We start from the raw sequence: 18,351 nt of genomic DNA on the forward strand, positions 1-18,351 counted from the left end.
GTGCAGATTCAAAGCTTTGGAATGTTTTCCGTCAAACCCTAAGGGCCACGCGGCGCTCTAATAAGCGATATACTGCACCGATAGAATAACATCTCGCGCCAAGTTTTACGTTTTTATTGTTATGTTTCGGCACAGGAGCCGGAAAAATCCGACATAATTCTGAATTTTAATGTGTATTTTCGAAATATTGATGCTGCAAATCTGTCTTATCCGGCGGAATGATGCGCATGTTTCTTGCGAATATCCGTCGGCGTTGCCCCAAACCAGCGGGAAACGGAGCGCGAAAACGCACCGGGCGTTGAATAGCCCAGTCGATAGCTTATGTCGGACACCGAAAGGTCGCTTTCCACCAGAAGCTTGAAGCCGGCATTTTTGCGTATGGCGTCTTTTATCTCGTTGAGATTGGTGCCAAGTTCGGCAAGCCGCCGCTGAAAACTCCGTTCGGAAAGATTGAAGTAGGGGGCGATTTCGCCAAGCGAAAGCTCCGCATCCGACAGCCGCATCTGCATATACCGTTTTACCTGATCGATGAAATGTGTTGCATCCGCCGATGTTTCCGGTCGCAGCATCCGGCATTGCAGGTTCATCAGTTCGAACAGCCGCTCATCTGCGTTCGGATTGGCCACGTCGAGGAGCGAGACAGGAATACGCATCGTGTGGATCGCCTGTGAGAAGCTGATCCGTTTGGTCATTCTTTCTTTAAATAGCTGAATATTATTCGGTTTCTGTCGCTCCAGACCTATTTCGACCTGATTGATCCGCTCGCCCAGAATATCGCGAAGGCGCTGGATCAGCACTGTCAGGGAAAGATCCACATATTGATCACGCTTGGCAATAACAGGCGCGAAGGACCAGGAAAGCGTTACATGTGTGGTATCCGCAACCATGGTGAAATTGCTGTTGTTGGTCGCGTAATAAACGTGATCCTGAAGAAACCGCAGGAAAGCCCGCACCGTCGGCGCGCTGATCAAACCGTAACCAAATGCACCGGATGCGCCGGCCGGAAATGCGGAGGCGCATTGCAGACCGAAGGCGTCGTCACCGGAAATCAAGGCGCAGGTTTCGAGCAATCGGCATAATCTGTCGAGACTTATGCGCTCCGTCAGACTGTCGAAAGTGGCGGGATCAATATTGAGAGCCTTGCAAATGGGGACGATATCAATCCCCCGCGACCGCGCATAATTGCTAACGCCGGCGGCCAGACCAGCCACCACACTTATCTCGTCACTGACCCTCTTTTCGGGCATCCCTCGCCTTGGCGTACCATGTTTGGAATTTGTCGCCTGATGGTAAGCTTTGCGTGACCTTTTGTCGAGCGGTCCGAGCCTCAGATATCAAGATCAGTCGCGGCCGGCGCTTTGTTCCAATACCTGCATGATGGTCTTGCCCGCATCTTCGATCGCGCCGCTATTATCCACCGTCGTCACGTCAAAATCTCCGACGACCGCAAGCGAGCTGCGTTCCAGCCGCCGTAGAATATCCTCGCGGCTTTCCCGTCCGCGCTGTTCCAGCCGCCGCGCCAGCACTTCCGGCCGGGCGACAATGTTCACTACCCTGAGACGGGAAAAGGCGGAACTGAACTCGGGTAAGGCCGAGCGGGAACCGTTGGCGATGACCACGTCTCCCGCCTCAAGCTGGCGATAGACCGCAGCCGGAATACCATATTTCAGCCCATGCGCCTGCCAGGAGACGGCGAATGCGCCCTCATCCTGCAGCCGGTTGAACTCCTGCATTGAAACGGCATCGTGATTTTCGCCGCCCGCATCACCACTGCGGGTAATCACCCGACGGGTGAAGTGGAAGCCGGGCCGTCCGGACAATTGCGTTGCCGCATAGTCCATTAGCGTATCCTTGCCGGCCCCGCTTGGGCCGACAACCACAATCATCGTGCCGGGCGTTTTCTCGCGCCGGCTGCCTTCTCCGTTGCCGGTCATGCCACGCGCTTGCCCTGACGCCAGACCGAGCGGGTGACCGGTACGCCATCTTCGCGGTGAACCCGAACCAGATCGGCCCGCAATCCCGTGGCGATACGGCCGCGGTCAAGAAGACCAACGGTGCGAGCTGGTGTGGCGGTGACCATACGGAGCGCTTCCGGCAGGGTGATGGCGTCCACCTGATCGGCGAGCAGGAATGGTGCGAAAAGCAGGCTGAACGGCACATAGTCGGAAGAAAGAACATCCAGCACACCGATCTCGGCGAGATCGCGGGCGGCGATGTTGCCGGAATGGGACTTGCCGCGAACGATATTCGGAGCGCCCATCAACACACTCATGCCAGCGCTATGCGAGGCTTTTGCAGCCTCGACGCTGGTGGGGAATTCCGCCAGTTTAACACCGTGACCGATGGCTTCGCCCACATGCGCTTCGGTGGCGTCGTCATGGCTTGCGACGGTGATGCCGCGCTTGGCGCAGCTGGCGGCCAGATAATCCCGGTGCTTGGCGGAATATTCGGCCGATGCGGCTTGCCGCCGGCGCACGAACTCGCCAAAAGCCTCGTCGCTCAGCCCGCGCTTCTTCTGGTAATAAAAGATGTACTGGTCCATCGACTGGAACTGACGCTGGCCCGGGGAGTGGTCCATCAGCGAAATCAGCCGCACACGCGGATCGGTTTCGAAATCTTCGAAATGTTCCAGTACATCGGCGGAGGCGACCTCACAGCGCAGATGCAGCAGGTGATCTGCGCGCAGACGGTTCTGATCCGCCGCCGCTTCGATGGCATCAGCCATTTCCCGCATTTCGCCCTTTTTGAAGCCGCCATCCTCATCCGAGCCGAGCCGCAGGCAATCGAACACGGTGGTGATGCCTGATGACGCAACCTGTGCATCATGGGCCTGAATGGCGGCGATCTTGTCCCAGATCACGCCGGGGCGCGGTGAATAGTGCTGCTCCAGATGATCGGTATGCAGTTCTACCAGACCCGGGATCAGGAAGTCGCCTTCGAGGTCTTCTCCGGTTTTGGAGGCGCCTTCACTGATATCCGCAATCTTGCCGTCGCGGATCAGAACGGATCCCAGAATGATATCGTCTTCCAAAACGATACGGGCATTGGAGAGGGCGTGCTCGGTCATGGGTTCGCATCTTTCTTTGGCTGCTGGCCAAGCGGGTGCCAGCGATGAACGGTAAAGGGCGCGCCGCGCGTTTTTTCGATGAACAAAGCGAGGCCGGAAATGGTGAGAGGCTGATCGACGAATTCGGCAAAACGCGCCGAAAGCACCTCCTGCATGGCGGGCTGGTCGTCTTCGTCGATACGACCGGTCAGCGTCATATGAAAACGGAAGTCGTCCATGACATGCGGATAACCCCAGAGCGACAGATTTTGCCGCTGGCTTTCCGTCAGCATCTGTGGCCGCCGGCGGGCAATGTCGGTCTCCGACAGAGGCGCGCGAAACCGGTCAAAATGGTCGACGATCTCGGCGGCAAAATCCTGCAGCGGCTGGTAGGTCCGGTCCGGAACCAGAGCGAAAAACGGCCCGAGCGCGCCAACGACGACACGCGGAATATCGAAGGCCGGCTGGCTTGCGGCAAAACCTTCGACAGCGGCAAGAAGCTCGGCCTCGCTGTATTTTTCCGCAAGCTCGAAGGGAGCCTTCAGGGTCGCGTGGAAACCGTAACGGCGGGGTTCTTCCGTCATGTCCGCATAGGCGTCATGGTCATCATGCAGCGTACCGGAAAATGCATTGCGCCCAAGCCAGCGCGACGCTGCTTCAGTCAGCGGATGATCTTTAGCCGGAGAAAAATAGATGGCGTAGCGCACGGCAAGCACTCTTCAGTGTCATGGAAAACCAGGGATGAGAAGCTATTTGGCGTGACTCGCCCGCTTCCCGCAAGGTCAGGAGTGCGAGGTAATCGCTTTCCGTGACAGAATGATGATGCAGATGGAAAAAAGCACATTCGAAATGCGGTTAAACCCCGGAATGCCCCTTGGGGGGCGCCCGGACATCAGGACGAATGCGTCAGGGATAAAAATCCGTCTTTGGACCCGTGGTTTTAGCAGGGCGGGATAGGGAAGCTCCTACGGCCTTCGCATACATCCCGCCCTTATCTTTCATGGTCTAGTGCTGCGTTTTTCCAATCAGACGCGAACGCAGCGAATTGGAGATATGGTCGAACAGGAAAACGACGAAGAGGATAAGCAGGACCATATAGGCAACCTTGTCCCAGTCGGCGTTGGTGCCCATCGCTTCCAGCAGCTTCAGGCCGATACCGCCCGCACCCACAGCACCGATGATCGTGGCGGAGCGGGTATTGCTTTCCCAGAAATAGAGCGACTGGGAAATAAAGACGGGCAGCACCTGCGGAAGCACGCCGAAACGATTGACGGCAATCGGGGAAGCACCGACCGATTTGACGCCCTCGCGCTGCTTGTCATCGACATTCTCCAACGCCTCGGCATAGACCTTGCCGAGCGCTCCGGTATCGGTAAAGAAGATCGCGGCAATGCCGGGGATCGGTCCGGGACCGAAACTGCGGGTGAAGAACAGCGCCCAGATCAGCATGTCGATCGAACGCAGGAAGTCAAACAGACGCTTCATGCCCCAGTTGGCAGCCCTGTTGGCGGTGATGTTGCGGGCGGCGATGAAGGCGAGCGGCAGGGCAACGAGCGTGCCGAACAGCGTGCCCACAAAGGCCATGACCAGCGTCTGCATCAGCTTGGAAAGAATATCTGCATGTTGCCAGACGCTGTTGTCGAGGAAATCATCCACCATATGGCTGATATTGGAGCGCTCGGGATCGAGCCTTTCTCCCCACAGCGCCAGAGCCGCGAGTTCGCCATAGCCTTTGCCCCAGAATTCCGACTTGGTGTCAAACAGGAAGTTTGCCCATCCAAGGAAGCGGCGCTGTACATAGACCTGGCTGGTGCGGATTTCCGCCTGGCCGGCAAAACCGTAATGCACGAGAACCTTGTTACCGTCCTGCTGGATTTCTTCCGGTAGTCCCTCAGGCGCCCGCGCCTGCTCACCGTTGATGATGACGGGGTAGTTCTTGCCGTCGACATAAACGTCCACCCGGGTCGGCGTCACGTCGAGGCGGTTTTCCATGCCCGCATAGATCACGCTGTAGCCGCCATCCGGCAAGGGCTGCAACCAGTCGATCTTTGAGTCGACAGGATATTGCCCGCGGCTCGACCATTGCGGTGCCACCTTGCCATCTTCGAAGCGCAGGCGCGGCTGGGCACGCCAGGAATACCAGTCCTGAATATAGCTCGAGGCACGATCCCAGCGGCCCTGCATGAAAGCCGGCCCGACATTAAAGAAGAAAAAGCAACTGATGAGATAGACGACGGTGGCGAGAATACCGATCAGCAGACCGTAACGCTTCATGAAGCCGCGTTTGAAAATCGCGGGATGCGCGGCGGTCAGCCTTTCGCGCTCGGCAGTGTTGAGAATGAAGCTGGAGGACATCAGGCTGCTCCCCGTCCGAATTCGAAGGATTGATGGCCGATCAGTCTGCGGCGCAGCCAGCTGGAAAACTGGTCGACGGCGATGATGGTGATCAGCAGCAGGATGATGATGGCATAGGTCTTGGAAGCATGATCGTTGCCGATCGACAGCCGAAACACCTCGCCGATGCCGCCGCCACCGACAGCACCGATGATGGTCGAGGCGCGCACGTTGATTTCGGCGCGCAGCAGCGCGTAGGAGACGAAGTTGGGCAGGACCTGTGGCACGATGGCGAAGCGAACGCGTTCCAGCCAGTTTGCGCCGGACGCGCGAAGGCCTTCATCCGGCTTCATGTCGGCATTTTCCACTACTTCGAAGAACAGCTTGCCCAGAGCGCCGATCGTGTGGACTGAAATCGCGATGATCGCTGCAATCGGACCGATCGAGAGAATGGCGGTCAGCAAGCCGGCAACGACGATTTCCGGAAAGGCGCGTAAAACTTCCATTACCCGGCGCACGACCCAGCGCACGATCCCGGCACCGACGAGATTGGTGGAGGCAAAAAAGCACAGTACGAAGGCAAAGCTGGTGCCGATGATTGTCGAAACCAGCGCGATGTTGAGCGTGATGATCAGCTGATAGATGAAGTGCGGGATGTAGAAGCTATCGGTGATGTAAACACGATCCGCGACGTAGTTATATTTCAGCGAACCGTCCGCATAGGGTGACGGCAGGTCGAACATCGCCCGGAAAATTTCAAGCGGGCTGTCCGGCACGAAGGTTTTCATGAAGTCGAAGAAATAGGGCAGGCGCTCGAAGAATTTGCCTGAATTGGCCGCGTTGGCAAAATTCAATGAAGCGGCGAGGATGACGAGGAAGATCACGAGCGAAATAACGGTATAAATCCGTCTTGTCGCAAGCTGCTGTTGATAATGACGCATCACCGTCTGGGACGATGCGCTCAATCCCTTGGGGGAGAGGGTGCCATGATGCAGTGTGGTCGTCATGCCGCTTTTCCTTTATTGGCAAAAGCGGCGGCGCCGCAAGGCACCGCCGCTTCCGGGTATGATCGCAGGATCAGCCGCCGATAACGGACTTACGGGCGTCGATGATCGTCTGGTAGAAGGACGGGTCGACCTTGATGTAGGCGGTGTTCTTGCCCTGGGTGAAACCTTGGAAGCAGGCGAGGTCCTTCTTCGGCAGTTCCATGAAGAAGTCTTCGACCTTCTGCTTCATGGCGTCGCCGAGCTTGTTGGTAACCATCAGCGGGCCGTTCGGGATCAGCGGCGACTTCCAGACTTCGACGATATCGTCCATGTCGAGGTTGCCCTTCTTGACCATCTGGTAGAGGTTGCCGGCCGTGTAGCCTTCTTCCCACTTGCCAACGCCCGAACCGAAGGTCGTGCCAACGTCGAACTTCTTGTCGAGAACGGCGAGAACGAGGTTCTCATGGCCGCCACCGAAGCCGGTCTCGGAGAAGTATTCCTTCACCGGAACGCCGGTTTCCTTCGGGATAGCCACGTTCGGGACGAGGAAGCCGGAGGTGGAGTCAGGGTCGGCAAAACCGATCTTCTTGCCCTTGGCGTCAGCCAGCGTCTTGATACCGCTGTCCTTGCGGGCAACCATGATCGTGTAATAGCCGGTCGAACCATCGGCGCCAGCGGTGGTCAGGATCGGATCGACGGCCTTCGGATCGGCAAGAGCGATCTTGGCGTAGGAGGAAGCGCCCATGGAAGCGATGTCGATGGTGCCGCCGAGCAGGCCCTGGATGACGCCGTTATAGTCCGGCGACGGGAAAACCTGAACTTCGGAAACGCCGGTCGCAGCCTTGAGGCCATCGGCAACGCACTTCGTGTTGCGGATCTGGTCGGCTTCGTTTTCAGAACCGTCGAGACCGATACGCAGGACCTTGACGTCCTGAGCCATGGCGGAACCGGCCAGAACGCCAAGGGCGACTGCCGAAAGAAGGATTTTCTTCAACATGGACTTTCTCCTGTTTCCCGGCGAGCCGGAGTTTGTTGTGAAATGTCGGCCCTTGACGCGGGCACAAACGATGCTGAGCGGTTCCTCAGAGCCCGGCGAGAGCGAGCGGTTCGGGACCGGCAGATTGCTGTATCGGCCGTGCGGGAAGCTGCGCGCCGGGAATGTTGATGCTGGTCGACGTCATGGTCTCGTCGATGCCGGACCCTTGTGAATCGGTCCCGTAAATCTCCGTGACGGCCGCAGCGGTCAGCTCCGCCGGCGTTCCGTCGAAGACAACACGACCCTGCGACATGCCGATGATGCGTTCGCAATAATTGCGCGCCGTATCCAGCGTGTGCAGGTTGGTGATGACGGTGATGCCTTCGCGCTCGTTGATGTCGCGCAGCGCGTCCATCACGATCTTGGCATTGAGCGGATCGAGCGATGCGATCGGCTCATCGGCCAGAACCATCTTCGGAGACTGCATCAGGGCGCGGGCGATGGCGACGCGCTGCTGCTGGCCGCCGGAAAGCGTGCCGGCGGCCTGCATGGCCACATGTTCGATGCCGAGCCGCTCGAGGGCGGCGATTGCCATCAGGCGCTCATCATTGGTGAAAATGTTGAACAGGCTGAGCGCCGTCGAACGGTGGTTGAGACGGCCAAGCATGACATTGGTGAGCACATCGAGACGCGGCACCAGATTGAACTGCTGGAAAATCATGGCGCAATCGCGCTGCCAGTTGCGCAGCGCCGCACCCTTCAGCGACGAAACTTCCATGTCGTTGAAGTGAATGGAACCCGAAGAGGGATCGACGAGGCGATTGATCATGCGCAGCAACGTCGATTTGCCGGCGCCGGAGCGTCCGATCACACCAACCATCTGACCCTGCGGTATCTCGACATTTACGGCATCGACCGCGGTGTGGTTGCCGAAACGGCGCGTGACTTGCTTCAGGTGAAAGCTCATTTCCCCGTCCAATCTTCTTATGACGGGGTTCGACCTAACAGCGGTCCATGAACTGCGCGTGTCAGTTTAATGAAGAAAATATTACAGAATTCGCAGATACGACGCCCAGGGGTTCGCCGACAAACCTTTCGTCAGGCAAGTCATGAGCAGGAAATCCCGCCGGGCATGTCTGGAGGCGACAAACAGAAATCCCGGGACATGGTCCCGGGACTGCAATTGCCTCGCCATGAGCGGAGTTCATCCACCATATTTCGCCACGAAATCCTCGGCGGCGAGCGCGCGGAAATCATCGAGCGCGCCGCGCAGCCTTGCATGGTCCCAATCCCACCAATTCAGATTATCCATTCGCCGGCCGAGCTCCGCTGAAAAACGCTCACGGATCAGCCGGGCGGGCACGCCGCCGACGATGGTATAGGGTGCGACATCTTTCGATACCACCGCGCCAGCACCGATCACCGCACCGTTCCCCACCGTCACGCCGGGCAGGAGGGTCGCACCATGGCCGATCCAGACATCGTGACCGATCACCACCCGCTTGGCGCGGCGTGCGGCAAAGAAATCCGTTTCATCCTCGGCGTCGTCCCAGTAGCTGCGGGCGCGATAGGTGAAATGGTGCAATGTCGCCCGCTGCATCGGGTGATTGGTGGCATTGATGCGGACGGAAGCGGCAATATTGACGAATTTGCCGATGGTGGCGCACCAGATCGCGCCATCCTGCATGACGTAGGAGTAGTCGCCCATCTCAACCTCCTCGAGGCGGCAGCGCTCCGAAATTTCGGTATAGCGGCCGATCGAGGAATTGGTGACGCGGGCGGTGTCGTGAATGACGGGTTCGAGACCGACCTTGACACTCATGCCGCTGCCTTCCGGGGAGAGAATTGCGAGACGTCGAGAATGCGGTCGGCAACGGCTTCGCGCACTTCCTCGTCGTGGAAAATGCCAAGCAGCGCCGTGCCTTTGGCTTTTTTCTCGATGATCATGTCGACGACCACCCGCCGGTTGGCGGCATCCAGCGATGCGGTCGGCTCATCGAGAAGCAGGATCGCATGATCGGTGATGAAGCCGCGCGCTATGTTGACGCGCTGCTGCTCGCCGCCCGAGAAGGTCGCCGGCGGCAGGGACCACAGTTCGCGCGGCAGGTTGAGTTTCGACAGCAGCATAGCTGCCTGCTCACGCGCCTCCTCGGCGGCCACTTTGCGCGCGAAGAGCGGTTCGGCAACGACGTCGATTGCCGGAACACGCGGCACGGTGCGCAGGAACTGGCTGACATAACCGATGGTGCGATGGCGAATTTCGAGGATCGTACGCGGCGAGGCATTGCCGATATCAACGACCTGATCCTCATGACGGATGAGGATCTGCCCGCTGTCGATGGCGTAGTTGCCATAGAGCATTTTCAGGATCGAGCTTTTGCCGATACCCGAGGGGCCGCCGAGAACGACGCATTCGCCGCCCGAAACGGAGAAATTGACATCGCGGACAACGGGCAGCTCGATGCCGTCGCGAAGATGCATGGTGAAGCTTTTGAAGACTTCTGAAACGATAAGGGGCGTCGCCATGGCGTCAAACCTGCAAAATGGAGGAAACAAGCAATTGCGTGTAGGGCTCGCGCGGATCATCCAGCACCCGGTCGGTGAGACCATGCTCGATGACGTCGCCGCCCTTCATCACCATCATGCGATGAGACAGCAGTCGTGCCACGGCCAGATCATGGGTGACGACGACGACGGCAAGGCCGAGATCATTGACGAGACCGCGAACCAGATCGAGCAGGCGCGCCTGCACGGAGACATCGAGGCCGCCCGTCGGTTCGTCCATGAAGACGAGGCGCGGCGAGGTGACGAGATTGCGGGCAATCTGCAGGCGCTGGCGCATGCCGCCGGAGAAGGCGCGCGGCTGGTCGTCGATGCGGTCGGTGCCGATTTCCACCCGCTCCAGCCATTCGCTGGCCGATTGCCTTATATTGCCGTAATGCCGGTTGCCCACGGCCATCAGTCGCTCACCGACATTGGCGCCGGCCGAAACCGCCATACGCAGCCCGTCCGCCGGGTTCTGGTGCACGAAGCCCCAGTCGGTGCGCATCAGGAAACGCCGTTCGGCCTCACCCATGTGGTAAAGGTCACGTACCGAACCGTCGCGCATGCGATATTCCACGCTGCCCGCCGTTGGCATCAGCCGGGTGGAGATGCAGTTGAGAAGCGTGGTCTTGCCGGAACCGGATTCACCGACAATGGCCAGAACCTCGCCCGGATAAAGCTCGAAGGAAACGTTGCGGCAACCGGCGCGGTCGCCGTAATATTTGGAAACGTCCCGGACTTTCAAAAGCGGTGCGTCGCTCATTCTGCGGCCTCCTTCACATCCGCCAGCATATGGCCCTTGTGGCCATGGGCGCGGCGGTCTTCGCAATGGTCGGTATCGGAGCAGACGAACATTCGCCCGCCCTTATCATCAAGCACCACCTCGTCCAGATAGACATTCTCCGCACCACACAGTGCGCAGGGCTTGTCGAAGCGCTGGATTTCAAACGGATGGTCTTCGAAATCGAGGCTGACGACGTCGGTATAGGGCGGTACGGCGTAGATACGCTTTTCGCGCCCGGCGCCGAACAGTTGCAGGGCGTCCGACATATTCATTTTCGGATTGTCGAATTTCGGCGTCGGCGAGGGGTCCATCACATAACGTCCGGCAACCTTCACCGGATAGGCATAGGTGGTGGAGATGCGGCCGTTGCGGGCGATGTCCTCGTAGAGCTTGACGTGCATCAGGCCGTATTCTTCCAGCGCGTGCATGACGCGGGTTTCGGTTTCGCGTGGCTCAAGGAAGCGCAAGGGTTCGGGAATGGGAACCTGATAGACCAGAACCTGTCCGGAATGCAGTTCTTCTTCCGGAATACGGTGCCGCGTCTGGATGATGGTCGCATCCCTGGTGCGGGTGGTGACGGCAACATTCGCCACCTTCTGGAAAAAGGCACGAATGGATACCGCGTTGGTGGTGTCGTCGGCACCCTGGTCGATCACCTTCAGCACATCGTCGGGGCCGACGATGGAAGCGGTGAGCTGCACGCCGCCGGTGCCCCAGCCATAGGGCATGGGCATTTCACGGGAAGCGAAGGGGACCTGGTAACCGGGAATGGCGATGGCCTTCAGGATCGCCCGGCGGATCATCCGCTTGGTCTGTTCGTCCAGATAGGCGAAGTTGTAGGCAGCCAGCCCGTCGTCAAATGAAACTTCTTCAAGCATTGCGCGTTAACCTTGCGAAAAAAGGAGTACAAGCTCATGGAGATTGGAATTCTTGCAGCCATGTTCTTTGCTGTGTTTGCAGCATCGACCGTCTTTTGCGCTTACTGGTTTGGTGAGCAGCACAGCCGCTGAGCTATTCGGCCGCATCGCCCATCCATTCCGCGCCATCAGTGTTGATCGCCTCGAAATCGGCGAGCATTTTCCTGACCAGACCGAGTTCGGCCTGAAAATCCACGTAATGCGGCAGTTTCAGGTGTTCGACAAAACCCGTCGCCTGCACATTGTCGGCGTGTGAGATGACGAATTCCTCATCCTGCGCCGGGGCAACGACATCTTCGCCGAACTCGCCCGCCCGCAGTGCCCTGTCGACCAGCGACATGGCCATCGCCTTGCGTTCGCTCTGGCCGAACACGAGCCCGTAACCGCGGGTGAACTGTGGTGGCGCCTTGGCCGAACCCTTGAACTGGTTGACCATCTGGCATTCGGTAACCTGAATGTCGCCAAGCGAGACGGCAAAGCCGAGTTCGGGAACCTCCAGCTCCACTTCTACATCGCCGATGCGGATTTCCCCGACGAAAGGATGCGTGCGGCCGTAGCCGCGCTGCGTCGAATAGGCGAGTGCGAGAAGGAAGCCCTCGTCGCCACGCGCCAGCGATTGCAGGCGCAGGTCGCGTGGCATCGGAAACTCCATCGGCTCGCGCGTCAGATCGCCGGCAATATGATCGTCAGGCATATCGCCATCGCTTTCGATCAGCCCTTCCTCGGCGAGAATGTCGGAAACCCGCATGACATAATCCGGTTCGCCTTCACGAATGGCAGCGGTTTCGACAACCTCGTCTTCGAGCAGCGAAGGGTCGAGCAGGCGATGGGTATAATCGAAGGTCGGTCCCAGCAATTGCCCGCCCGGCAAGTCCTTGTAGGTTGCCGAAACGCGTCGCTGCACCGTCATGTCCGCCGTATTGACCGGCAGCGAATAACCGAAGCGCGGCAAGGTAGTGCGGTAGGCGCGCAGCAGGAAGATGGCCTCGATCATGTCGCCGCGTGCCTGCTTGACGGCAAGGGCTGCAAGCGACTGATCATAAAGTGAGGCTTCCGCCATGACGCGGTCGACGGCGAGTGAAAGCTGCGAAACGATCTGCGCGACCGTCATCGCCGGCAGGTCACGGTCGCCGCGCCGCTTGTCGGCCAGAAGCCGATGGGCGTTGGCGATGGCGGTTTCCCCGCCTTTGACAGCAACATACATCTTATGCCTCCACGGGTTTAATGCGCGTCGTGCGCGGCAGGCAGACGAATTTGTCGGCGCAGGTCAAAATGACATCGACGCCGCGCGGGAAAATGGCGTTGTTCTCCGCCCACAGCCTCGGGAATATCTCCGGCAGGCCGGAAGGGCTGATGATATTGATGTGGCGGATGCCGGGGCCGGACAGTGACAATTCCTGTCCGCCATCAAGATCGGGCAATTCGATGATGACCGTCGTCGAACGGTCGGGATATTCCTGGCTTCCCTGAGAGAAGAGACCGAAGGAGGCAATGGTGCTGCCCACCTCGATGACGGCGAACTGCGCTGCACCCTTTTCTTCCGTTGCAATCGCGCCGGTGTGAAACCCAACCCAACCCGGCACGGCGGTTTTCCGCAACGTGCTGCTTAGCCAGACGGGCGTGTCGTGGTCGCAAAGCGCCAGCAGAACCGCACCCGTTGCCGTGGCAAGCGGTGCCGGCGGGGCGACTGCGGTTTCGATCGTCTGCGGTGTGCCCGGACGGGCCATGCCGTCCATCAGCTTTTTAAAAACCCGTTGGGAATCGAAGACGGCGTCGGAAAAGCCGCCCGTCAATGCTTCGGCTTTGACACCCATTAGTCTTCTCCTCGAACCATGGTGAAGAAATCGACCCGCGTGGCGGCGGTCTCTTTCGTTTTCCGCTGCTTTTCTTCAGTCAGTCTTTTTTCGACCGGTGAGAGAAGCTCGGTTTCAATGAAGTTACGGGTCGGATTTTCCTGCCAGAGCGCATCGAAAACGGCTGCGTACCAGGCTTTCTTGCGGCCGGTGCCGAGAACATGCGCATGGCCGACAGTGCCGGAAGCAAGCTTGATCGTCGCGCGGGTAACGGTGGTTTCACCGAGGTTGAAAGGCGCGCCGCCGCCGCCGATACGGCCCTTGACCATGACGAGGCCGGTTTCCGGCCCGCGCACATTTTCCGTCTGCGGGCTGGCGTCCTGCCGGTTCCAGACCGCCTCAAGTTCCTGGACGGTAGCGCGGGCAAGAAGTGCCGCCACCCGCTTCCTTTCGCTAAGTATATTCGCAGCTTCGTTATTCATCGCTTGACCTCTAATGTCTATTGATATAGACAACTATACAATATAAGCTACAATTAACGTTGATGAATGACAAGCGTGTGACATGAGCCCTGCAGCAGCAATGAAAAGAAAGAACGGCGTCGCACTCTGGCGGCAGATCGCCGACCGGATCCGAGGCGAGATTGCGGCTGGTGATCACGATGAAACCGGCATGTTGCCGCCTGAGATGGCGCTGGCGGAAAAATTCGGCGTCAACCGCCATACCGTCAGAAGTGCCATTGCCGCACTGGCGAGCGAAGGTATTCTTGAGCCGATGCAGGGGCGCGGCACGATGATTGCCCGCAAGGAACGGCTGAGTTTTCCGATTTCACTGCGCACACGGTTCACGGCAGGCATCGGCGATCAGGTGAAGGAAATGGAGGCGCTGCTTCTTTCCCACACGACCGAGCCTGCAACTGCCGATCTGGCAGCGCGGCTGCAACTCCAGACCGGCGCTCCGCTCGTGCGTCTGGAGACCCTGCGCAAGGCCGACACCCGGCCGGTGTCCCGTTCGACCACATGGTTTCCGGCGGATCGTTTTGCCGGAATAGGCGAGGCCTATCAGAAAAGCGGCTCGATCACGGCCGCTTTCAAGGTGCTCGGTGTGGCGGACTACGTGCGCATCTCGACCGTCATTTCAGCCAGCCACGCCGATACGCAGGATCTCGCCGATCTCGAATTGTCGCCGGGTGCCATCCTGCTCGTCACCCAAGCGCTGAATGCCGATATGGATGGCGTGCCGGTGCAATATGCCGTCAGCCGATTTTCGGCCGATACCGTCGAATTCACGGTGGAAAATTAGGGTACGGGCTTACTCCGCCTGCGAAAGACCGAGCACATCCAGCATGGAATAGAAGCCCGGCTTCTTGTCGAAGGCCCAGACAGCCGCCGTAATCGCGCCGCGTGCGAAGATAGAGCGGTCGCCGGCATAGTGGGAAAGCTCGACGCGCTCACCTTCACCGGCAAAGATCACCGAATGTTCACCGATCACCGAACCGCCGCGCAGCGTGGCGAAACCGATGGTGCCGGTCTCGCGTGCACCCGTATGTCCGTCGCGTACGCGCACCGAGGAGGTAGTGAGATCGACCCTGCGGCCGGCCGCCGCTGCTTCACCCAGCAGAAGTGCCGTGCCGGACGGCGCATCCACCTTGTGCTTGTGGTGCATTTCCAGAATTTCGATATCCCAGTTCTGCGCGTCCAGCGCCTGCGCCGCCTGCTGCGTCAAAACGCTGAGCAGGTTGACACCGAGGCTCATATTGCCCGACTTGACGATGCGGGCATGGCGCGACGCCGCCTTGAATTTTTCCTCGTCTTCGGGGGAGCAGCCCGTGGTGCCGATGACATGCACGATGCGCGCCTGCGCGGCGAGGCCCGCGAAGGTGACACTGGTTGCCGGTGAGGTGAAGTCGATAACGCCTTCCGCATGCAGGAAGGCCTGCAGCGGATCGCTGGTGATTTCGACGCCGATCGGGCCGAGACCGGCAATCTCGCCCGCATCGCGTCCGACAAAGGCCGAGCCTTCGCGCGCGACGGCGGCATGAAGCTGGACGCCTGGTGTCTGGTGAATGAGGCGGATCAGCGCCTGTCCCATGCGGCCCGCTGCGCCGACCACCACCAGTTTCATGCCGCTGCTGCTCATGTTTCACTCACTTTTCATCTCGGGCGGATCGAAACCCGCCGGCATCGGACGTTTGATATTTGCAGCGGTGACGTTAAAGACCAGCCGCTCGCTTCGCAAGCGCCACATGGGAAGGGTAGTTCCCTTTGAGAGGAGAGCGATCAGGCTCTCCAGCGCCGCCCGTCCAGCGCCAGGCCGAAATCGGAAGGCGTTCTGGCATATGTGGCGAGGCCGGAAAGCGCCGCCTGCGGATGGGTGACCACGAAGGTCGGAATGGTCCGCATCAGCGCGCTGTGTGGCGCCTTGTCTTCGAACGCGGCCCGGAATTCCGGGCTCTTCAGCGCCGGGATGATCTTCTGCGAAATGCCGCCAGCGAGATAAACGCCGCCCTTGGCCATGAAAATCAGCGCGAGATCGCCAGCCACACGGCCGAGATAGGTGCTGAAAAGCGAAAGCGTTTCTTTTGCCTGCGCATTCTGGCCCGAAAGCCCCTGCGAGGTGATATCGGCCGGGTCGGAAAAGACGGGCTCGATGCCATCGGTCTTGCAGACGGCGCGGTAGAGATTGACCAGTCCGCGCCCGCACAGGATCTGCTCGCCGGCAACACGGCCCTCAATGGTTTCGATATGCGGGAAAACCGCATAATCACGCGCGCTTCTTGGGCCGACATCGATATGGCCGCCCTCACCGGGCACCGGGAACCACATATGGCGGGCGTAAACCAGACCGGCAACCCCGAGGCCCGTGCCCGGTCCGAGAACGACGCGCGACGCCAGCATGTCTTTCTTGCCGGAGCCGATAGGCTCGCGGTTGTCGTCGTCAAGCGCTGCAATCGCCAGAGCCTGTGCTTCGAAATCATTGATGACGATGACGTCCTTCAGGCCGAGATTAGCCAGCATGCCCTTCGGCTTGACGACCCAGTGGCAGTTGGTGAGCGGTATCTCGTCGCCTTCGATAGGGCCGGCAATCGCAAGAATGGTCGAGACCGGCTGAAGCGAGGTCTTGTCCAGAACCGCCTGCTGGATGGCGTCGTCGATCGTCGGATATTCCGCGGTCTTTACCGTGGTCAGGTGTACGGGATCCGCAAAAGAATCGATCAGAATGGAAAAGCGGGCATTGGTGCCGCCGATGTCGCCAAGAAGGATCGGAAAGGACAGATATTCGGTATCGGACGTCTTCGGCATTGCCTGTTCCATATTGGTGGGTGCGGGTCAGTCGGCGGAGTTGAAGTCGATCAGGTTTTCTGCGGTGGCGCGGTTGAGCGCCATGGGAATGTCGTAAACCGTGGCAAGCCGGGTCAACGCTTTCACATCCACATCATGCGGCATGGCCGTCAGCGGGTCGGTAAAGAAGATCAGCATATCCACCTCGCCGGTGGCGATCATCGCTCCGATCTGCTGGTCGCCGCCAAGCGGCCCGCTTTTCAGACGAATGACCTCGAGCCCCGGGCAGGCTTCCTGTACCCGCCCGCCGGTCGTGCCGGTGGCGACGATCCTGAAACTGGAGAGCGCCTTCTGGTGATGACGGGCGAAATCCGCCATATCGTCTTTTTTCTCGTCGTGAGCGATGAGCGCGATACAGCGTTGCCCTTCCATGGTCCCAGCCTGTCCCCGTAAAGAATTAAATCGATTTGAAGCCTTCTATAACAGCTTGCCGCCATTTGAAAAGGGAAGCTGTTGAATGCCTCATTTCTGTTTCAGTTCAATGTCGGACGTTGGGTCGGAAGCGGAATATCCGAAGGTGGCTGCAGGGTTGGAGCGTTCTGAATGACCTGTTCGACGCTTTGCTGGCGCACGGCCTGAACCGGTGCTGGCGAATAGGCCTGCGCAGCAATACCCTCGGGGTTGGCGGAAGGGGCGGCAGCCACGGCGGCGCAGGCGGTGGGCAGGTCGGAGACCATCACCTGTCGCGGTTTCACCGGCTTGGCGTTAGGGTCCTTCTTCGGTGCTGCCCATGGTTCCTTGGAAAACCACCAGGCGAGCGACTTGTCGCAGCCATCGCCCTTGCCCACGGCCGCCTGCGGCTTGCAGTTCGGCGCGCCGGGCGGGCATTCGAGGCGGATATGGAAATGTTCGTCATGCCCATAGATCGGCCTGATCTTGCCCATGAAGGTGCGGTCGCCGGTCCATGTCTGGCAGAGTTTCTGCTTGATGGCCGGGTTGACGAAAACGCGTTCCACCTGCGGATAGCTCGCCGCCATCATCACCAGCCGGGCATTCAGCGGTGACCATTTGCGGTCATCGACCGTCAGGAACTTGCTCTTGTCCAGCATGGAGATGAAAGGCACCGTTTCGCGCTGTTCCGCGGTGAGCCGCGGGGTCGGCATCGGCCGCCACCAGATGTCCACATCGAGGCCGATCTGGTGCGACGCATGGCCGGTCAGCATCGGCCCGCCGCGCGGCTGGGAAATATCGCCCAGCAGCAGACCCGGCCAGCCGATTTTCTGGGCATCCTGCGAAAAGCGTTCGAGGAAGGAAATCAGCTGCGGCTGGCCCCAGCGCCGGTTGCGCGAAAGTCGCATGGCCTGCCAGCCCGGACCGTCGGTCGGCATGGCGATGGCGCCGGACTGGCAGCCCTTGGCATAGGAGCCGATCGGCTGGGAGGTTGCTGCAGAGGGCAGTGCCATATGGCCGAACACTTCTTTCGCAGGCCGGTCCTCGGCCGATGCGGTTTCCATCTGCAACTGCAGCGCGGAAACGACCGAAATCGCCAGCATGGCCGCCTTGAAAACTCTCGATGATCCCGCCGTCATATAGCCGTGTCCGTCCGATCAGATGATTCTCTTCCCCGCAGAATAAACTGGAACGGGATTTTGTTGAAACCATGTTTCGCCCCGTTTGTGCAAAGCAGGGC

General features: G+C 59.4%; 20 protein-coding genes. 1 reads left to right on the plus strand and 19 read right to left on the minus strand.

Annotated elements, in window-relative coordinates; all coding sequences use genetic code 11:
• Window positions 1-206: 206 nt before the first annotated feature.
• The 15 genes from EXN68_RS10610 to phnG form a co-directional block, all read right to left on the minus strand.
• Window positions 207-1,247 (minus strand): helix-turn-helix domain-containing protein, encoded by a 1,041-nt coding sequence (locus EXN68_RS10610; protein ID WP_142840790.1) that lies wholly within the window; start codon window positions 1,245-1,247, stop codon window positions 207-209.
• Between the two features lie 93 nt (window positions 1,248-1,340).
• Window positions 1,341-1,934, minus strand: coding sequence for a phosphonate metabolism protein/1,5-bisphosphokinase (PRPP-forming) PhnN (gene phnN, locus EXN68_RS10615; protein WP_161991290.1), 594 nt, complete (start codon window positions 1,932-1,934; stop codon window positions 1,341-1,343).
• Window positions 1,931-3,067 (minus strand): alpha-D-ribose 1-methylphosphonate 5-triphosphate diphosphatase, encoded by a 1,137-nt coding sequence (locus EXN68_RS10620; RefSeq protein ID WP_142840791.1) that lies wholly within the window; start codon window positions 3,065-3,067, stop codon window positions 1,931-1,933. Before EXN68_RS10620 ends, phnN begins: the two co-directional genes overlap by 4 nt.
• A complete protein-coding gene (locus EXN68_RS10625) occupies window positions 3,064-3,762 on the minus strand; it encodes a DUF1045 domain-containing protein (RefSeq protein WP_161991291.1) in 699 nt (232 codons plus the stop codon). Before EXN68_RS10625 ends, EXN68_RS10620 begins: the two co-directional genes overlap by 4 nt.
• A gap of 289 nt (window positions 3,763-4,051) precedes the next feature.
• A complete protein-coding gene (gene phnE / locus EXN68_RS10630; protein WP_142840793.1) occupies window positions 4,052-5,401 on the minus strand; it encodes a phosphonate ABC transporter, permease protein PhnE in 1,350 nt (449 codons plus the stop codon).
• Window positions 5,401-6,387, minus strand: a complete 987-nt coding sequence (gene phnE, locus EXN68_RS10635) for a phosphonate ABC transporter, permease protein PhnE (protein ID WP_142840794.1) — start codon at window positions 6,385-6,387, stop codon at window positions 5,401-5,403. The genes phnE (EXN68_RS10630) and phnE (EXN68_RS10635) overlap by 1 nt, the downstream gene beginning before the upstream one ends.
• A 70-nt stretch (window positions 6,388-6,457) precedes the next feature.
• The gene (gene phnD / locus EXN68_RS10640; RefSeq protein WP_142840795.1) at window positions 6,458-7,363 is read right to left on the minus strand and encodes a phosphonate ABC transporter substrate-binding protein; all 906 of its coding nucleotides are present in this window, start codon (window positions 7,361-7,363) and stop codon (window positions 6,458-6,460) included.
• An 85-nt stretch (window positions 7,364-7,448) separates the two neighbouring features.
• A complete protein-coding gene (gene phnC, locus EXN68_RS10645; protein WP_142840796.1) occupies window positions 7,449-8,309 on the minus strand; it encodes a phosphonate ABC transporter ATP-binding protein in 861 nt (286 codons plus the stop codon).
• A gap of 237 nt (window positions 8,310-8,546) precedes the next feature.
• Window positions 8,547-9,164 carry a transferase hexapeptide repeat family protein gene (locus tag EXN68_RS10650; protein WP_142840797.1) on the minus strand — a complete coding sequence of 206 codons (618 nt, stop codon included), beginning with the start codon at window positions 9,162-9,164 and terminating at the stop codon, window positions 8,547-8,549.
• Window positions 9,161-9,868, minus strand: a complete 708-nt coding sequence (phnL, locus tag EXN68_RS10655) for a phosphonate C-P lyase system protein PhnL (RefSeq protein WP_142840798.1) — start codon at window positions 9,866-9,868, stop codon at window positions 9,161-9,163. The genes EXN68_RS10650 and phnL overlap by 4 nt, the downstream gene beginning before the upstream one ends.
• A 4-nt stretch (window positions 9,869-9,872) precedes the next feature.
• Complete coding sequence (phnK, locus tag EXN68_RS10660; RefSeq protein ID WP_003524419.1) at window positions 9,873-10,649, minus strand: phosphonate C-P lyase system protein PhnK; 777 nt, start codon at window positions 10,647-10,649, stop codon at window positions 9,873-9,875.
• Window positions 10,646-11,548, minus strand: coding sequence for an alpha-D-ribose 1-methylphosphonate 5-phosphate C-P-lyase PhnJ (locus EXN68_RS10665; RefSeq protein WP_065114568.1), 903 nt, complete (start codon window positions 11,546-11,548; stop codon window positions 10,646-10,648). Before EXN68_RS10665 ends, phnK begins: the two co-directional genes overlap by 4 nt.
• A 133-nt stretch (window positions 11,549-11,681) precedes the next feature.
• Window positions 11,682-12,791: a carbon-phosphorus lyase complex subunit gene (locus EXN68_RS10670; RefSeq protein WP_142840799.1), complete on the minus strand. Its 1,110-nt coding sequence runs from the start codon at window positions 12,789-12,791 to the stop codon at window positions 11,682-11,684.
• 1 nt (window position 12,792) lies between these two features.
• On the minus strand, window positions 12,793-13,401 hold the full coding sequence (phnH, locus tag EXN68_RS10675; RefSeq protein WP_142840800.1) for a phosphonate C-P lyase system protein PhnH: 609 nt from the start codon (window positions 13,399-13,401) through the stop codon (window positions 12,793-12,795).
• On the minus strand, window positions 13,401-13,862 hold the full coding sequence (gene phnG, locus EXN68_RS10680; RefSeq protein WP_142840801.1) for a phosphonate C-P lyase system protein PhnG: 462 nt from the start codon (window positions 13,860-13,862) through the stop codon (window positions 13,401-13,403). The genes phnH and phnG overlap by 1 nt, the downstream gene beginning before the upstream one ends.
• An 82-nt stretch (window positions 13,863-13,944) precedes the next feature.
• Between phnG and phnF the strand changes: the two genes are divergently transcribed.
• Complete coding sequence (phnF, locus tag EXN68_RS10685; protein WP_142840802.1) at window positions 13,945-14,682, plus strand: phosphonate metabolism transcriptional regulator PhnF; 738 nt, start codon at window positions 13,945-13,947, stop codon at window positions 14,680-14,682.
• 9 nt (window positions 14,683-14,691) lie between these two features.
• Here the strand turns inward: phnF and dapB are convergent, their stop codons facing one another.
• From dapB to mepA, 4 genes are all read right to left on the minus strand, one after another.
• Window positions 14,692-15,519, minus strand: a complete 828-nt coding sequence (dapB, locus tag EXN68_RS10690; RefSeq protein ID WP_142840803.1) for a 4-hydroxy-tetrahydrodipicolinate reductase — start codon at window positions 15,517-15,519, stop codon at window positions 14,692-14,694.
• A 140-nt stretch (window positions 15,520-15,659) separates the two neighbouring features.
• Window positions 15,660-16,682: a glucokinase gene (locus EXN68_RS10695; protein ID WP_142840804.1), complete on the minus strand. Its 1,023-nt coding sequence runs from the start codon at window positions 16,680-16,682 to the stop codon at window positions 15,660-15,662.
• Between the two features lie 27 nt (window positions 16,683-16,709).
• A complete protein-coding gene (locus EXN68_RS10700; RefSeq protein ID WP_046799184.1) occupies window positions 16,710-17,093 on the minus strand; it encodes a methylglyoxal synthase in 384 nt (127 codons plus the stop codon).
• A 101-nt stretch (window positions 17,094-17,194) separates the two neighbouring features.
• Window positions 17,195-18,250, minus strand: a complete 1,056-nt coding sequence (gene mepA, locus EXN68_RS10705; protein ID WP_142840805.1) for a penicillin-insensitive murein endopeptidase — start codon at window positions 18,248-18,250, stop codon at window positions 17,195-17,197.
• Window positions 18,251-18,351 lie beyond the last annotated feature (101 nt).

Source organism: Martinezella rhizogenes (assembly GCF_007002745.1).
Taxonomy (GTDB): Bacteria; Pseudomonadota; Alphaproteobacteria; order Rhizobiales; family Rhizobiaceae; genus Agrobacterium; species Agrobacterium cucumeris.

Coding starts and splice junctions, on each gene's coding strand:
- EXN68_RS10610 (WP_142840790.1), bottom strand. CDS start 1,247: ATGCCCGAAAAGAGGGTCAGTGACGAGATAAGTGTGGTGGCTGGTCTG.
- phnN (WP_161991290.1), bottom strand. CDS start 1,934: ATGACCGGCAACGGAGAAGGCAGCCGGCGCGAGAAAACGCCCGGCACG.
- EXN68_RS10620 (WP_142840791.1), bottom strand. CDS start 3,067: ATGACCGAGCACGCCCTCTCCAATGCCCGTATCGTTTTGGAAGACGAT.
- phnE (WP_142840793.1), bottom strand. CDS start 5,401: ATGTCCTCCAGCTTCATTCTCAACACTGCCGAGCGCGAAAGGCTGACC.
- phnE (WP_142840794.1), bottom strand. CDS start 6,387: ATGACGACCACACTGCATCATGGCACCCTCTCCCCCAAGGGATTGAGC.
- phnD (WP_142840795.1), bottom strand. CDS start 7,363: ATGTTGAAGAAAATCCTTCTTTCGGCAGTCGCCCTTGGCGTTCTGGCC.
- phnC (WP_142840796.1), bottom strand. CDS start 8,309: ATGAGCTTTCACCTGAAGCAAGTCACGCGCCGTTTCGGCAACCACACC.
- EXN68_RS10650 (WP_142840797.1), bottom strand. CDS start 9,164: ATGAGTGTCAAGGTCGGTCTCGAACCCGTCATTCACGACACCGCCCGC.
- phnL (WP_142840798.1), bottom strand. CDS start 9,868: ATGGCGACGCCCCTTATCGTTTCAGAAGTCTTCAAAAGCTTCACCATG.
- phnK (WP_003524419.1), bottom strand. CDS start 10,649: ATGAGCGACGCACCGCTTTTGAAAGTCCGGGACGTTTCCAAATATTAC.
- EXN68_RS10665 (WP_065114568.1), bottom strand. CDS start 11,548: ATGCTTGAAGAAGTTTCATTTGACGACGGGCTGGCTGCCTACAACTTC.
- EXN68_RS10670 (WP_142840799.1), bottom strand. CDS start 12,791: ATGTATGTTGCTGTCAAAGGCGGGGAAACCGCCATCGCCAACGCCCAT.
- phnH (WP_142840800.1), bottom strand. CDS start 13,401: ATGGGTGTCAAAGCCGAAGCATTGACGGGCGGCTTTTCCGACGCCGTC.
- phnG (WP_142840801.1), bottom strand. CDS start 13,862: ATGAATAACGAAGCTGCGAATATACTTAGCGAAAGGAAGCGGGTGGCG.
- phnF (WP_142840802.1), top strand. CDS start 13,945: ATGAGCCCTGCAGCAGCAATGAAAAGAAAGAACGGCGTCGCACTCTGG.
- dapB (WP_142840803.1), bottom strand. CDS start 15,519: ATGAGCAGCAGCGGCATGAAACTGGTGGTGGTCGGCGCAGCGGGCCGC.
- EXN68_RS10695 (WP_142840804.1), bottom strand. CDS start 16,682: ATGCCGAAGACGTCCGATACCGAATATCTGTCCTTTCCGATCCTTCTT.
- EXN68_RS10700 (WP_046799184.1), bottom strand. CDS start 17,093: ATGGAAGGGCAACGCTGTATCGCGCTCATCGCTCACGACGAGAAAAAA.
- mepA (WP_142840805.1), bottom strand. CDS start 18,250: ATGACGGCGGGATCATCGAGAGTTTTCAAGGCGGCCATGCTGGCGATT.